At 53.1% G+C, this 13,293-nt stretch carries 12 protein-coding genes; 8 read left to right on the forward strand and 4 right to left on the reverse strand.

Going from position 1 to position 13,293, the window contains the following annotated elements; translation table 11 throughout:
* Positions 1 to 23 precede the first annotated feature (23 nt).
* The gene (gene dinB, locus GTPT_RS06385) at positions 24 to 1,079 is read left to right on the forward strand and encodes a DNA polymerase IV (protein ID WP_025902313.1); all 1,056 of its coding nucleotides are present in this window, start codon (positions 24 to 26) and stop codon (positions 1,077 to 1,079) included.
* Positions 1,080 to 1,246: 167 nt separating this feature from the next.
* On the opposite strand, the gene GTPT_RS06390 is transcribed toward dinB, so the two are convergent.
* From GTPT_RS06390 to pepD, 3 genes are all read right to left on the reverse strand, one after another.
* A complete protein-coding gene (locus GTPT_RS06390; protein ID WP_025902312.1) occupies positions 1,247 to 2,251 on the reverse strand; it encodes an ABC transporter permease in 1,005 nt (334 codons plus the stop codon).
* Complete coding sequence (locus tag GTPT_RS06395; protein WP_025902311.1) at positions 2,248 to 3,753, reverse strand: sugar ABC transporter ATP-binding protein; 1,506 nt, start codon at positions 3,751 to 3,753, stop codon at positions 2,248 to 2,250. The genes GTPT_RS06390 and GTPT_RS06395 overlap by 4 nt, the downstream gene beginning before the upstream one ends.
* 322 nt (positions 3,754 to 4,075) lie before the next feature.
* On the reverse strand, positions 4,076 to 5,533 hold the full coding sequence (gene pepD / locus GTPT_RS06400; RefSeq protein WP_029991210.1) for a beta-Ala-His dipeptidase: 1,458 nt from the start codon (positions 5,531 to 5,533) through the stop codon (positions 4,076 to 4,078).
* 253 nt (positions 5,534 to 5,786) lie between these two features.
* Here pepD and gpt point away from each other — a divergent pair, with 253 nt between their 5' ends.
* The 3 genes from gpt to crl all read left to right on the forward strand — a co-directional run bounded on the left by gpt (position 5,787) and on the right by crl (position 8,041).
* The gene (gene gpt / locus GTPT_RS06410; RefSeq protein ID WP_025902308.1) at positions 5,787 to 6,245 is read left to right on the forward strand and encodes a xanthine phosphoribosyltransferase; all 459 of its coding nucleotides are present in this window, start codon (positions 5,787 to 5,789) and stop codon (positions 6,243 to 6,245) included.
* 106 nt (positions 6,246 to 6,351) lie between these two features.
* A complete protein-coding gene (frsA, locus tag GTPT_RS06415; RefSeq protein WP_029991212.1) occupies positions 6,352 to 7,596 on the forward strand; it encodes an esterase FrsA in 1,245 nt (414 codons plus the stop codon).
* 58 nt (positions 7,597 to 7,654) lie between these two features.
* On the forward strand, positions 7,655 to 8,041 hold the full coding sequence (crl, locus tag GTPT_RS06420; RefSeq protein WP_025902306.1) for a sigma factor-binding protein Crl: 387 nt from the start codon (positions 7,655 to 7,657) through the stop codon (positions 8,039 to 8,041).
* Between the two features lie 63 nt (positions 8,042 to 8,104).
* Here the strand turns inward: crl and GTPT_RS06425 are convergent, their stop codons facing one another.
* A complete protein-coding gene (locus GTPT_RS06425; protein ID WP_029991213.1) occupies positions 8,105 to 9,211 on the reverse strand; it encodes a porin in 1,107 nt (368 codons plus the stop codon).
* Between the two features lie 232 nt (positions 9,212 to 9,443).
* Between GTPT_RS06425 and proB the strand changes: the two genes are divergently transcribed.
* From proB to GTPT_RS06445, 4 genes are all read left to right on the forward strand, one after another.
* Complete coding sequence (gene proB / locus GTPT_RS06430; RefSeq protein WP_025902304.1) at positions 9,444 to 10,547, forward strand: glutamate 5-kinase; 1,104 nt, start codon at positions 9,444 to 9,446, stop codon at positions 10,545 to 10,547.
* A gap of 9 nt (positions 10,548 to 10,556) precedes the next feature.
* On the forward strand, positions 10,557 to 11,810 hold the full coding sequence (proA, locus tag GTPT_RS06435; protein ID WP_029991215.1) for a glutamate-5-semialdehyde dehydrogenase: 1,254 nt from the start codon (positions 10,557 to 10,559) through the stop codon (positions 11,808 to 11,810).
* 394 nt (positions 11,811 to 12,204) lie between these two features.
* Complete coding sequence (locus GTPT_RS06440) at positions 12,205 to 12,678, forward strand: RcnB family protein (RefSeq protein WP_025902302.1); 474 nt, start codon at positions 12,205 to 12,207, stop codon at positions 12,676 to 12,678.
* 40 nt (positions 12,679 to 12,718) lie between these two features.
* Positions 12,719 to 13,189: an RcnB family protein gene (locus GTPT_RS06445; protein ID WP_029991217.1), complete on the forward strand. Its 471-nt coding sequence runs from the start codon at positions 12,719 to 12,721 to the stop codon at positions 13,187 to 13,189.
* Positions 13,190 to 13,293 lie beyond the last annotated feature (104 nt).

Consider the following 13,293-nt stretch of genomic DNA (forward strand, 5'->3'; position numbering starts at 1 on the left):
TCTTTTCTGCGGAGCCGTCACCCATGCGTAAAATCATTCATGTCGATATGGACTGTTTTTATGCTGCGGTCGAAATGCGGGATAACCCGTCGTTACGCGACATCCCCCTGGCCATCGGTGGCAGTCGTGAGCGACGGGGAGTTATCAGTACGGCAAACTACCTTGCCCGGCAATATGGTGTGCGCAGTGCCATGCCGACCGCGACCGCACTGAAACTTTGTCCCTCCCTGACCTTAGTGCCCGGGCGTTTTGATGTCTATAAAGATGTGTCGGCCCATCTCCGGCAGATATTTTCGCGCTATACCTCACTGATTGAGCCGCTCTCTCTGGATGAAGCCTATCTGGATGTCACCCATTGCACGCACTTTCGCGGGTCAGCCACGCTGATTGCGGAGGATATTCGTCAGGCCATCCGTCAGGAATTGAAACTGACCGCTTCTGCCGGTATTGCTCCGGTGAAATTTCTGGCGAAAATCGCCTCTGATCTGAATAAGCCGGACGGTCAGTATGTGATCACGCCGGCCGGTATGGATAACTTCGTTTATAGCCTGGCTCTGGAGAAAATTCCTGGCGTTGGCCAGGTTTCTGCCAGAAAGCTTGCTGATATGGGGCTGAAGACCTGTGCGGATGTCCGGCAGACCGACCTGGCCCTGCTTCTGAAACGGTTCGGCAAGTTTGGCAGGGCGTTATGGGAACGAAGCCACGGTATTGATGAACGCGAAATCGTGGTTGACCGGCTACGTAAATCGGTCGGTGTTGAAACCACGCTGGCACAGGACATTGATCAGTGGGAGCAATGCCTGGAGGTGCTGGAGAGACTCTATCCCGAACTGGAAAGACGTCTGAGGAATGTCCGACCGGATCTGCGGATACTGCGTCAGGGTGTGAAGCTCCGGTTTTCCGACTTTCAGCAAACCACCCGTGAGCATGTCTGGTCTGTTCTGAATAAAGAAGACCTGCTGACGATCGCCTATGAAACCTGGCAGCAACGCCGGGCAGGCAGAGGGGTGAGGCTGGTGGGATTACATGTGACCTTACCGGAACCGGACACCGGGCGGCAATTACAGCTAACGTTGTGACTGACCCTGCTATAGGCCATCGCCGGAGCCCTTTCTGTATCAGGCGTCAACAGGGCAGGTTGTGCTTGCGGGCGGAGAATACCGTCAGGGGCAAGGATATGCCGGACGGCCACAGGGCGGCACGTCCGGTGACAGACCGGGAAGACTGAGGCGCTTCCCGGCGGGGATCAGGCTTGTCGTCCCCGGAAGTAGGTCAACGCCAGGGCCAGCGCAAGTACCAGCCCCTTAATGATATCCATGGCGTAGTAAGGCACGGACAGCATCACCAGACCATTCTGTAATACGCCCAGGATAATGGCGCCAATCAGAGTCCCCAGTGCATTCGGCTTACCGGAACCTGCCAGTGACAGGCCAATCCAGGCGGCCGCCACCGCATCCATCAGATAACCACTGCCGGCATTGACCTGTGACGATCCAATTCTTGAGGCCAGCAGGATCCCGCCTAACCCTGCCAGTAAAGAGGCCAGCAGATAGGCGATGACCCGATAGCGGGTCGTACGGATCCCGGATAAGCGGGCCGCTTCAGGATTTCCGCCGAGCGCATACATTCTGCGACCGTGTTTGGTCAGAGAGAGGCCAATCTGTGTCAGGATCGTCACCACCAGCATAATGATCACGATCCCCGGGATCTCGCCCAGCCAGTTAAAATTCGCCGGAATGATCCCTTCAGCCATATCACCGCTCGGCATCACCATATTCTGGGTAATCGACCCCCCAAAGCTGTAAGTCATTGCGACCCCCTGGACAACAAACAGGGTCGCCAGTGTGGCCAGCATATCCGGAATTCGCAGCACAACAATCAGGAAACTATTGAACAGTCCGACCAGCAGACAAAGCGCCAGGGTGATAATGATTGCCGTCGCCGTGCCATAGCCATGCCAGACAAACATCGAGATCACCAGCGTATTTGCCAGTGAAGCGGTGGATCCCACGGAAAGGTCAAAGCCACCGACGGTCAGCGAGATTGCTACCGCCATCGCGATCACCGTTACAATAGCGATAGAGCGCAGAATGTTCAGCAGATTATCGGGTTCCAGAAAGCCATCGGCGGTCAGCCCGAAGCCTGCCAGAAGCAGTACGACGGTCAGCAGCATGCCCCACTTATACAGGAAATCGAATAACCGGTGATGCCATGCCGGGGATGAAGTTAATGAGTTAGGGTTGCTGCTCACGCAGGGGTACCTCCGGTTGAATAAAGCAATAATAATTCTTCGCTGGCCTGTTTGCCGTCTATTTCGGCGACAATCCTGCCATCCCACAAAACACAAATACGGTCACACAGCCCGACCAGTTCGGCAAACTCACCGGACGCATAAATAATGCCTTTACCTTCCCTGGCAAGTTCATCCACCAGCAGGAAGAGATCCGACTTCGCTTTTACGTCGACACCTTTGGTCGGCTCATCGAAAATTAAAAGGTCAGATCCGCTGGCCAGCCATTTTCCGATGGCGACCTTCTGCTGATTACCGCCGGAAAGACGACGTAATACCTGCTCAGGACCGCGGCTGCGAACGGATAATTTACCAATGATCTCCTGTGCCCATTTCACCGACTGCCTCACGCTGAAGAAGCCATAGCGGGAAAAACGATCATCGGCAGCAGCGGAAAGATTCATGGCAATATTTTCATCAATAAAAATACCTTCTTTCCGGCGTTCTTCGGGCACCAGCGCGATCCCTGCCGTGACCGAATGATAAGGCGATTTGGGTTTCCAGGGTTTCCCGTGCAGACGACCGGTTTTCAGGCGGCTTTTAGTGGCCCCGAACAACGCCTTACACAGCTCAGTTTTACCGGCCCCGGCCAGCCCCGCGATACCCAGAATCTCCCCTTTATGTAATGTCAGGTCGATATCCTGCAGCAGCTTGTGGTCATGTAAGCCTTCAACCCTGAGTAATTCTTCTGCAGTATGAGGAGGGCGGCGCGGAGGGTACAGGTCGGTCAGGGTATGGCCTGTCATCTTCTCGACGATCTGCTCCCCGCTCAGGGCATTCATCGGGCAGGTCCCGATTAATTTCCCATCCCGCAGAACCGTCAGCTGGTCACAGATACTTTTCAGTTCGTGAATACGGTGAGAAATAAACACGATCCCGATCCCCTGTTGCTGCAGATGACGTACGACCCGGAATAACTGCTCGCTTTCATGCTGGTCCAGCGGTGCCGTCGGTTCATCCAGGATCAGGAAACGACAATCATGGGAAAGCGCCCTGGCCAGTAAAATCTGCTGTTTTTCTGCCAGTGAGCATCGCTCAACCGGCTGGCGCAGATCGAGGGTGACATTCAGTTGTTCCAGTAAGGCCGCAGCCTTGCGATAGACCTCTTTTCGTCGATAGAGATGACCGGCATCCGCCATACTGTCCAGCATGATGTTTTCAGCAACACTGAGCGCAGGCACTAATCCGTTATCCACTTCCTGCTGTACCAGATGGATCCCGGCACTTTTTGCCTGACGCGGACTGCGGATGTTCAGGGGCTGCCCGTCCATCAGGATTTCGCCCTGGTAATGGTGATGGGCTCCTGACAATACTGCCATCAGGGTCGACTTTCCGGCTCCGTTAGCGCCGGTCAGTGCATGCACTGAATGGCCTTCAATAGAAAAATCGACATTATCCAGTGCGGCGAACCCGGCAAAATTAATCGAGATATTGCGCATCTCGAGGCGATGAGCTTCAGCCATAGTTATGTCACTACCTGGTTAGTTATTGCTACGGAAATTTCCCTGGCGGGCTTCTGTTGCCCTTATCATCGGGCAGGCAGGGGGCATAAGCTACCATAAAAGACATTTAGCCATCCAGAAGTCTGTCTATATAAGTCGAAAACCCCGGTGATGGCTAACGTAGCAGTTTAAGACGTTGCACTGAACTCAAGATATAGCGATAAATTCTGACGTCCTGATCTGTCGTGATACTTAGTGCGTTACGGAAGGTCGGAAGCGGATGAAGGCCGGGATGAAAAAAACCAGAGCACAGGGCTCTGGTTTTCTGAGAGGAACGGGACCGTTATTTGACAGGAACTTCTTTCAATAGTCCGGTCAGTAACTTCCAGTAAAGATCAACACTGCCGATATGTACCTGTTCATCCGGGGAGTGTGGCCCGGTGATGGTCGGTCCGATAGACACCATATCTAAGTGCGGGTACGGTTTTTTAAATAACCCGCATTCCAGACCTGCGTGGATCACCTGGATATCGGGCATTTTACCGAACAGAGACTGATAAATTTCACGGGTTCTGGCCATAATCGGTGAATCTTTATCCGGTTCCCAGCCCGGGTAGCTGCCTGAAGCTTCAGTCGTGGCACCGGCAAGCTCACCCAGCGATGTCAGTGTATCGACAACGTACTCTTTTCCGCTATCAATCAGTGAACGGATCAGGCTCAGGATTTCAGCATGAGAATCATTCAGGCTGACGATACCGACGTTCAGGGAGGTTTCGACGACGCCGGGAACGACATCAGAAAAACGAACAACGCCGTTCGGTGTGGCATTCAGTAATCGCAGAAACGTATCGCGGCTGTTCCGGGTCAGGGCTTCGTGCTGGCTGTCGGCCGTTTCGGTCAGCAGAACAACATTTTCATCCTTCGGACCGGCTTCATTTTTCAGTAACTGACGGGCAGCATTCACGGCCTGTTCAAACTCTGCCTGTTGTGACGGGCTGAACGCGACAGTGGCGACGGCTTCACGCGGAATAGCATTACGCAGAGTACCGCCGTTAAAGCCGAGTAGCTGGTAATTAACGCTTTTTGACAGGGTGACCAGAACACGGGCTAATAATTTGTTTGCGTTACCCAGGCCCATATGAATATTGGCACCGGAATGTCCGCCACGTAGTCCTTTCAGAGTCAGCGAGACCTGAACGCTGCCTTCCGCCAGGGGTTCACGCTGTACCGGCAGTGTCGTGACGGCATCAATACCCCCGGCACAGCCCATATAGATCTCACCTTCTTCTTCAGAGTCGGTATTGATCAGAATATCGGCCTGTAACCAGTTTGCCTGCAGTCCGAAAGCACCTTCCATGCCGGCTTCTTCGGTCATGGTCAGCAGCACTTCCAGCGGACCATGCTCGACACTGTCGTCGGCCAGAACGGCCAGCGCCGAAGCCATACCAATACCATTATCGGCCCCCAGGGTGGTTCCCCGGGCTTTCAGCCACTCACCGTCGATATAAGGCTGGATAGGGTCGGTGGTGAAGTCGTGGACGGTATCATTATTTTTCTGTGGCACCATATCGAGGTGAGCCTGCAGTGCGACCGGGGTACGGTTTTCCATGCCCGGGGTTGCCGCTTTACGGATAAGAATATTGCCCACGGCATCACGTTCATTCCACAGACCGCGCTCATTTGCCCAGGCCAGAATATGTTGTGCCAGAGCTTCTTCATGATAAGAGGGATGCGGGATGGAACAGATGGTTGCAAAAATATCCCACAAAGGCTGCGGGCTGAGCTTAGACAGTTCTGACATGATTCAGTCTCCTGTGCTGGCGCCGGAAAAAGTAAAAACCGGCAGGAAAAGGGTTAAGAAAAGCGAAAACAGAGGCTTTCGGCATACATTCAGAATACCACTGTTTACAGGCCGGAGGACGTACCGGGCAGGAAAAAAAGCCTCCGGAGGCAGCGGATGCTGGTTTTTAGCTCATCATATCCTTATAATCCCGCGCAAACTTTTTCACCTTGCACTTAAATTAGGCTTTTTTAATGGCCGGGGTTCCTAAAAAATGAGCGAAAAATACGTTGTCACCTGGGATATGCTACAGATCCATGCCCGTACCCTCGCCAGGCGTTTACTGCCGGTAGACCAGTGGACAGGCATCATTGCTGTCAGCCGTGGTGGCCTGGTTCCTGCAGCACTGCTGGCTCGTGAATTGGGGATCCGTCATGTCGATACGGTCTGTATTTCCAGTTACGACCATGATCATCAGCGCGAGATGAAAGTCGTCAAACGTGCAGAAGGTGACGGGGAAGGTTTCATTGTCATCGATGACCTGGTGGATACCGGCGGTACCGCGAAAGCTATCCGCGAAATGTATTCCAAAGCGCATTTTGTGACCATTTTTGCCAAACCGGCGGGCCGTCCGTTAGTGGACGATTATGTGATCGATATCCCTCAGAATACCTGGATTGAACAGCCCTGGGACATGGGCGTGGCTTATATTCCGCCTATCGTAGAAGACTGAGTTAGCTTTAAGTAGCATCCGCCTGACCGGATGCTACTTTCTTTTCCCCTCGTTATCGTTCTTCAGGTACACTCACTCATCATCTTCCGGTTCCGGAGTTATGAGCATGCAGACGAAAAATCTGAGTGAAGAACTGTTTAAACCCCGCTTTGAACACCCTGAAACTTCCGCATTAGTCCGCCGCATTTCCGGCAGAGTCCCGGGTTCCGGCGCATTTCCTGATACCCGATCGCCACATTGCTGGTACCGGACATTAACGCCTTTACTCTGGAGCTGGCGCGGAGTTTCACCGATAGAAATTAATGAGGTGTTATCACGGATTGCTGCCAGTACACTTGCCAGAACTAACGAACAATTGCTGGATACCGTTCGGGGCTACCGGAACGGTAACTGGATTTATGAATGGTCTGTGCAGGCGGCCCGATGGCAGGAGAAGGCGAAGTTAAAGACGGGCGACCTGGCCGGGCAGTCCTGGCTGCATGCGGCGAATCTGTTCAGTATAGCGGCGTATCCGCACCTGAACGAAGATGAGCTTGCCGATCAGGCCCGGGTACTGGCGTACCGGGCGTATGAACAGGCAACAACCTGCCTGAAAGGGGAACTGCGCCCTTTAAAATTTCGCGTGGATGACGGTAAAACCGTTGATGCTTTCCTGCATCTTCCGGAACAGGGGAATGGCCCGTTTCCGACGGTGCTGGTCTGCGGAGGCCTGGATACATTACAGCTCGACTATTTCCGTCTGTTCCATGACTATCTGGCCCCGAGAGGCATGGCGATGTTAACCCTGGATATGCCTTCGGTAGGTTACAGCGTCCGCTGGCGGCTGACGCAGGATACCAGCATGTTACATCAGCAGGTCTTGAAACAGCTTGCAGAGGTCCCCTGGATAGATCATCGCAGGGTAGGTTTATGGGGACAACGCTTCGGTGCTAACGTTGCGGTTCGCCTGGCGTATCTTGAAAGCGGATTACTCCGTGCGGTAGCCTGCCATTCGCCCATCGTCCATTGCCTGCTGACACAGGAGCCACTGCAACGCAAAGTTCCTGATATGTTCCTGGATATTCTGGCCAGCAGGATGGGGAAAAATGTCCGGGATAATCAGACTCTGGCGACGGAAATCAGCGCCTATTCCTTAAAAAACCAGGGATTACTGGGGCGCCGGACCCCGGTGCCGATGTTATCAGCCTTCCGTAAAAATGATTTCTACAGCCCGGAGGAGGAATCTCAGTTAATCGTTAATTCTTCCGTGCAGGGGAAACTCTTGCGTATACCGGCGTTGCCGGCCATGAAGTCGCTGGCGGGCACTCTGGAGCAAATCAGTGACTGGCTCGAAAAGCAACTCAAAAGATAAGTTGCGATTATTGTCAGGTTTGTTAAAAATTAATTTATCTTATTAAGGAGGATCAGTTATGACATTACCTGGCGGACATTCCAGGGGGCGCATTTTAAAGCGATTGCATGAGTTAGGCCCTTACCTCCGGGAGGATAAGTGCGGTACTGACCGCTTCTTTTTTGATTGTCTGGCAGTCTGTGTCAATGTAAAACCGGCACCGGATAAAAGAGAATTCTGGGGATGGTGGCTGACGCTGGAGGCAAAAGAAACACATTTTGCTTATCACTATGCGTTTGGACTTTTTGATAAAGAAGGCCACTGGCAGGAAATGCCGGTTAAAAAGGACGAAGATAAAGCCAGTGTTGAAAAAACATTGCAGGCTTTCTTTCAGCGGCTCGAAGCCCTGCTGGCACAACAGGATATTACCCTGGTACCGGCAGAAGGGGTGGTCAAGCCGGTCTGACCGGGAATTAAATGAACAAAGGGACAGCGCTTTTGCCCGTCCCTTTGTTTTATCTTCGGGTTATCAGAACTGATATGTCAGGCCTAATGCCACAATGTTATCGGTATTCAGTGACAGGCGGTTATCGTTATTCAGACGGTTAATTTTATAGTCCACAAACGCTGACATATTTTTGTTGAAGTAGTAAGTGGCTCCGGCATCGATGTATTTTACTAAATCCACGTCCCCGATCCCGTTCTCTATATTCTTCCCTTTCGTCTGCACATATCCCAGTGAAGGACGCAGACCGTTTTCGAACTGATACTGTGCTACCAGCTCAATATTTTGTGCTGTGTTCGCCGCACCGGTGACTTTAGTCCCGGTCAGGCGGTTAGTCCCGCTGATCGGAGTCATATTGCTGGTCTGGGTATAGATAGCCGCCAGGTAAATCTGGTTCGCATCATATTTAATACCGGTCCCCCAGGAGGTGGCTTTATCGCCATGACCATAGCTGGCTGCTTCCTGACTTTGGGTACGGTCAGAGCTGGTGGCGGCCCCCATCAGGCTGATCCCGGTATCTGCAATCCGGTACCCGAGAGAGGCACCGAAACCGTCACCATTCTGGCGGGTAATATCGGTGCGTGAGTTCGCCGTGTTGTCATCATTTTTACCCTGATACTGGACGGCAAAACGTAATCCGTCCACCAGACCGAAGAAATCGGTGTTTCTCCAGGTCAGCAGGCTGGTGGAACGCTGGGTCATATAGTTATCCGAGCGTGCAGTACCGTCACCGCCGAACTCCGGGAACATATCGGTCCAGGCTTCCACATCATATAACACACCATAATTCCGGCCGTAGTCGATAGAACCCAGGGTCGGGTTCCGGAGACCGGCAAAACCGAGGCGGGTTTTGTTACCATTGCTGGCATCACTGCCTTCTGAATTCTTCAGGCTGTACTGATATTCCCACTGCCCATAGCCGGTCAGCTGATCATTAATCCGGGTCTGGCCCTTAAAACCCAGCCTGGCGTAAGACTGGTCTCCGTCGGAGCTATTGTTGTCGGTGATGTAATGTTCAGCTTTTACCTTGCCATAGAAATCCAGCTGATTACCGTCTTTGTTATACACTTCAGCAGCATGGCTGACTGACGTCAGGCTGCATAATAAGAGTGCTAACGTACTTTTTTTCATTGTCCGGTATCCCCGTTATCAAAGTATTTTATTCAAAATTGTGAAAGCGCAGCCTCGTTTTACTGGAGAACAGTGAACGATTTATGACAGAGCGCCATTTAATGAAAAAAATGAAAACAGTGATTTCATCGCCCTCCCGGCGTTATCTGCTGATAAGCGCAGATAAAGGGTTGGATTCCGCGGCGACACCTGATAAAAGGGAAGTTTGTTTAATATATAAATGGCAGGAAATATGAGTGGCAGTCAGACCCTTGTGGTCAAATTGGGAACCAGCGTGCTCACCGGGGGATCCCGCCGGTTAGATCGCGCACATATCCTGGAACTGGTCCGGCAGTGTTCGCAGGCGATTAACGCCGGCCACCGGATAGTTATTGTGACCTCAGGCGCGATTGCCGCCGGGCGAGAGCATCTGGGATACCCCGAACTGCCCCCCACCATCGCCTCTAAGCAGCTGCTGGCCGCCGTGGGTCAGAGTCAGTTGATCCGTGTCTGGGAACAACTGTTTGGTATTTACGGGCTCCATGTCGGACAGATGCTGCTGACCCGTGCCGATATGGAAGATCGTGAACGTTTCCTGAATGCGCACGATATGCTGCATGCATTGCTTGATAACCGCATTATCCCGGTCATTAATGAAAATGATGCCGTGGCAACCGCCGAGATTAAGGTGGGAGATAACGATAACCTTTCGGCGCTGGCCGCTATTCTTTCCGGTGCGGATAAACTGCTGCTGCTGACCGATCAGCGCGGGCTTTTCAGTGCCGATCCAAGAAGTAATCCTCAGGCAGAGCTTATCACCGATGTGCATGTGATTGATGACGAACTGCGGATGATCGCCGGTGGCAGTGTCTCCGGTCTCGGTACGGGCGGAATGGCCACCAAATTGCAGGCAGCAGATGTTGCATGCCGGGCCGGTATTGATGTCATTATTGCCAGCGGGAATGAGCCGGAGCTTATCAATGAAGTGCTGAACGGTAAACCGGCAGGTACGCTGTTTCATGCCCAGAAAAATAAACTGGAAAACCGTAAACACTGGATTTTTGGCGCACCTCCGGCCGGTGCGGTCACGATTGATGACGGGGCTCTGGCGGCATTACTGGAACGGGGCAGTTCGCTGTTACCTAAAGGGATCACTTGTGTCGAGGGGGATTTCTCCCGTGGCGAGGTGATCTCTATCCGTAGCCAGCAAGGGCGGGATCTCGCGCACGGTGTTTCACGATATAATAGCGATGCCCTTCGCATGATCGCCGGGCATCACAGCCAGCAGATCAGTGAAATACTGGGGTATGAATACGGTTCAGTCGCCGTTCATCGCGACGATATGATTGTCAGCTAAGGAGCAGTCATGCTGGAAATGATGGGGAAAGCAGCACGGGCTGCCTCATATCAGTTATCAACATTAAGCACGGCACAAAAAAATCAGGTATTGCTGACCATTGCCAGCCGCCTTGAAGAAGAGTCTGCGGTAATTCTGGAAGCCAATGCCCTGGATGTGGCCACTGCCCGTGAGAACGGGATGGGTGAAGCCCTGCTGGATCGTCTGACACTGACCCCGGAACGTCTGAAGGGGATCGCTGACGATGTGCGTCAGGTTTGCCGTCTGGCCGATCCGGTCGGGCAGTTAATTGATGGTGGCTTACTGGACAGCGGGTTGCGTATTGAGCGCCGCCGTGTACCACTGGGTGTGGTAGGGGTTATTTACGAAGCCCGTCCGAATGTCACGGTCGATGTGGCCTCGTTGTGCCTGAAAACCGGTAATGCCGTCATTTTACGTGGTGGTAAAGAAACCTGTAAAACCAATGCTGCAACCGTCAGTGTAATTCAGAACGCACTGGCTCTGCATGGTATTCCGGCAGGAGCTATCCAGGCGATTGATAATCCGGATCGCCAGCTGGTGGCTGAAATGCTGAAGATGGATCGCTACATTGATATGCTGATCCCGCGGGGCGGGGCTGGCCTGCATAAACTTTGCCGTGAACAGTCCACCATCCCGGTGATCACCGGAGGGATCGGGGTCTGTCATCTGTTCGTCGATGAGACGATGGAAACAGAAGCCGCACTGGAGGTGATCGTCAATGCGAAAAAGCAGCGGCCAAGCGCCTGTAATTCGCTGGAAACTCTGCTGATCCATGAAAATATCATGGCGGAGTTTTTGCCTCGGTTCTGTCAACGGATGTCCCGCGAAGGGATTAGTCTGCATGCCGATGAGAATATTATCGCTGAGCTGCGACGTTATCAGGCAGATGTACTGCCGGTGGCTGCCGGCGAGTATGATGATGAGTGGTTATCTCTGGACCTGAATGTGAAAGCGGTTGCCTCTCTTGATGACGCGGTTGCTCATATTCGTGAGCACGGCACGCAGCACTCCGACGGTATTCTCAGCCGCAGTCTGAAAAACGCACAAGATTTCATCAATAAAGTCGATTCGTCTGCAGTGTATGTGAATGCCAGTACCCGCTTTACCGATGGTGCACAATTCGGGCTGGGAGCAGAAGTGGCTGTCAGTACGCAGAAGTTACATGCCCGCGGCCCTATGGGCCTCGAAGCCCTGACCACTTATAAGTGGGTGGCCTGGGGGGAGGATACGCTTCGTAAGTGACACCGCTGAATTGGCCTTTGTAACTTCAGACTGAATGATCCTTCATGAGCCGGCAAGATGCGTTGCCGGCTCATTTTCGTTCAGTGGATCGCGTTATCTCTCGTATCGTTTGCCAGCCTGTTTATTGATGTAAAAACGTATTCACAGCGCTCCTTTCCCGGACAGTTATATGCTCTCCGTGGGTGACTGACTGATGATTTACCCGCGGTTTATTTATCCTGCCCGGTGCATAAAATCCGGCCAATTACAGAGTAGTGTAAGGATTAGGTTAAAGAAAATAGCCGATGCAATGACTGTACACACTCTGCCGTCTCAAACCAGGAATAATCTTCATAAAATAGTGATGAGTATTCGCCATAGTAACAGTCATATATTTCCTGTGAGGAACATAACAATGAAACGTACAGCTATTACTTTATTAACAACTTTACTGATTGCCAATGGGTTTGCAGCTTCCTCTGCGATGGCCGCACCGGGTGATAACCAGGGGGGGCCGGTTATCCCTCATCAGCAGAATGGTCAGCCACAGCGTCAGGGGCAGGGTCCGCAACAGGGGCCGGGTAACGGACCAGGCCATCAGCGCCACGGTCAGGATCGTCCTCAGCAGGGCGGTGATCGCGGACGGGGTGAACCTCATCGTCAGCAGGGTGACCGCTTCGCTTATCACGGTAATGATTTCCGCAGAGGCCATGCCGCGCCAAAAAGTTTCCGTGGCGACAAATACCGCGTCAATGACTGGCGTGCCCGCGGGCTTTCTCAGCCCCCGCAGGGCCATTACTGGGCAGCCATCAATGGTAATTACGTATTAATGGCGGCGACCACCGGGATCATTACGTCAATCATCATGAACAGTGCATTATCCCGCTAACGGGTGATTTCACCCGGTATCGGTTTTCCGGAGGAAAAATATGAAAAAAACACGGATGACATACCTGATCTCAGCTGTTTTGTTGAGCAGCCTGGTATCTTCTGTTGCCGTCCGCGCAGATGATCATGGTCCCTGGCAGCCGCATGGCGGCGGTCATCAGGAAGGGCCCGGTCGTGGCGGACCCGGAGGTCCGGGAGGCCCGGGGCCACACGGCGGACCGGGAGGCCATTACGGTGGTCCTCATGGCGGGCCTCAGTCATACGGACCAGGCCCTGGCGGCCCCGGCAGAGGAGACTCCTTTGCCTGGCGGGGACACCGCTTTGAACCCGGTCAGCGTTTTCCGCATGATTTCCGCGGTCCACGATACCGGATAGATGACTGGCACCGGCGGGGTCTGCCGGCACCGCCTTATGGCCAGCGCTGGTCATATATCGATGGCAATTATGTGCTGGTGGCGGTGGCGACCGGAGTCATTACCTCGATTATTCTGAATAATGCCTTTCATCCGTAATCGGTTCTGAGATAGCGCAAGGTCCCCGTCTGCTGAACAGCTGCGGGGGCCTTTTTTATGCTCACCGCGGGTGTTGCCATGTGTTAAACGGTCACGGCTTCTGC

It is taken from the genome of Tatumella ptyseos ATCC 33301, from assembly GCF_000735525.1.
In the GTDB taxonomy this organism is placed as follows: domain Bacteria; phylum Pseudomonadota; class Gammaproteobacteria; order Enterobacterales; family Enterobacteriaceae; genus Tatumella; species Tatumella ptyseos.

What these genes read in the sequence shown, in the direction of transcription:
- dinB (WP_025902313.1), top strand. Translation starts at nt 24, where the DNA reads ATGCGTAAAATCATTCATGTCGATATGGACTGTTTTTATGCTGCGGTC.
- GTPT_RS06395 (WP_025902311.1), bottom strand. Translation starts at nt 3,753, where the DNA reads ATGGCTGAAGCTCATCGCCTCGAGATGCGCAATATCTCGATTAATTTT.
- pepD (WP_029991210.1), bottom strand. Translation starts at nt 5,533, where the DNA reads ATGTCAGAACTGTCTAAGCTCAGCCCGCAGCCTTTGTGGGATATTTTT.
- gpt (WP_025902308.1), top strand. Translation starts at nt 5,787, where the DNA reads ATGAGCGAAAAATACGTTGTCACCTGGGATATGCTACAGATCCATGCC.
- frsA (WP_029991212.1), top strand. Translation starts at nt 6,352, where the DNA reads ATGCAGACGAAAAATCTGAGTGAAGAACTGTTTAAACCCCGCTTTGAA.
- crl (WP_025902306.1), top strand. Translation starts at nt 7,655, where the DNA reads ATGACATTACCTGGCGGACATTCCAGGGGGCGCATTTTAAAGCGATTG.
- GTPT_RS06425 (WP_029991213.1), bottom strand. Translation starts at nt 9,211, where the DNA reads ATGAAAAAAAGTACGTTAGCACTCTTATTATGCAGCCTGACGTCAGTC.
- proB (WP_025902304.1), top strand. Translation starts at nt 9,444, where the DNA reads ATGAGTGGCAGTCAGACCCTTGTGGTCAAATTGGGAACCAGCGTGCTC.
- proA (WP_029991215.1), top strand. Translation starts at nt 10,557, where the DNA reads ATGCTGGAAATGATGGGGAAAGCAGCACGGGCTGCCTCATATCAGTTA.
- GTPT_RS06440 (WP_025902302.1), top strand. Translation starts at nt 12,205, where the DNA reads ATGAAACGTACAGCTATTACTTTATTAACAACTTTACTGATTGCCAAT.
- GTPT_RS06445 (WP_029991217.1), top strand. Translation starts at nt 12,719, where the DNA reads ATGAAAAAAACACGGATGACATACCTGATCTCAGCTGTTTTGTTGAGC.